2 protein-coding genes are annotated in these 1,216 nt (G+C 43.3%); one reads left to right on the top strand and one right to left on the bottom strand.

Going from position 1 to position 1,216, the window contains the following annotated elements:
* The coding region (locus A3739_RS28900) for an aminotransferase class III-fold pyridoxal phosphate-dependent enzyme (protein WP_156502711.1) at positions 1-144 on the bottom strand (144 nt) is incomplete at its 3' end.
* Between the two features lie 167 nt (positions 145-311).
* Between A3739_RS28900 and A3739_RS19820 the strand changes: the two genes are divergently transcribed.
* The coding region (locus A3739_RS19820; protein WP_197472451.1) for a hydantoinase B/oxoprolinase family protein at positions 312-1,216 on the top strand (905 nt) is incomplete at its 3' end.

Here is a 1,216-nt window from a genome sequence, read left to right as displayed (position 1 = left end):
CTTGGCGACGGCTGGATTGGAATGTCCGAGCCCACTTACAGCGACGCCGGTAAATGTATCGAAGTATTTGTTTCCATCGGTATCAAACAACCAGCTGCCGTCTCCATTCTCGAAAGAAACGGCAAGCTTCCCATAAGTATTCATTACTGCATTATCTGTCATGTGTATCTTGTTATTTCTCAATCAATCATGTGTTTAATGATTGTTTTGTTCGTTTTCATTTATAGTTGCGTCTGAATCAAGTGTAGCAAAGACAAAGTATTCTCGTGCTTTATTTGCGGGCGCGAACTAATAGTAATGTGGAGTTATTAATGCAAGAGAAAATAAGTGGAATTGAATTAGCTATTTTTTCTGGAAAATTGAACACGATCTGTGAAGAAATGGGCTTTGTCTTACAACGAAGTGCATTGTCACCAAACATCAAAGATCGTCTCGATTTCTCTTGTGCGTTATTTGATAGTGAGGGCCGTATTTTAGCTCAGGCAGCGCATATTCCTGTGCATCTTGGGAGTATGGCGTATGCCATGAAGGATCTCGTTGCTATGTTCGATTGGTCAGAAGGTGACATGGTCGTAGTGAATGATCCGTTCAAGGGTGGGACGCATCTGCCAGATGTAACGATGATTGCACCATTGTTCCTATCTGATGTTTTGCATGGCTTTGTTGTGAATCGCGCTCATCATGCGAATATTGGTAGTGAAGCGCCTGGTTCAATGCCCTTGAGCGATAGCTTGCTTGAAGAAGGGATTGTTCTCGGACCACAAAAGATTATTGATAAGGGCATCATTGTTGATGAGTTAGCGCGGCGTATTCGCAGCATCGAGCCAAATTGTGACAGCGAGCTGCCTGAAGATTTTTTGGCTCAGATTAGTGCTAATCAAACTGGGCTAATGAGGATGACTGATTGGCTGAATGGGATTCAGCACGGTGGAGTCTATTTCAATGCACGTTGTGCTGCATTAAATGAGTACGGCTTAACTTTGATGCAAGGATTTATTTCCAAGCTACCAATAGAAAGCGTTGAGTTTAGCGATGTACTAGATTCAGATGGTTTCGGTGCCGAGAAAATTCCGATTCATCTCGAATTGCGATCTACCGGAGAGCGACTCGTGTTTGATTTCTCTGGGACTGGTCAGTCAGTTAAAGGAAACCTCAATTGCCCTGAGAGTGTTACCGCATCTTCTGTTTACTATGTCATCGCATGCTTGTTGCCTGA

Source organism: Oleiphilus sp. HI0067, from assembly GCF_001635735.1.
Note: the sequence above shows the minus strand (reverse complement) of the source record. Positions and strands in the feature narration are given on the sequence as shown.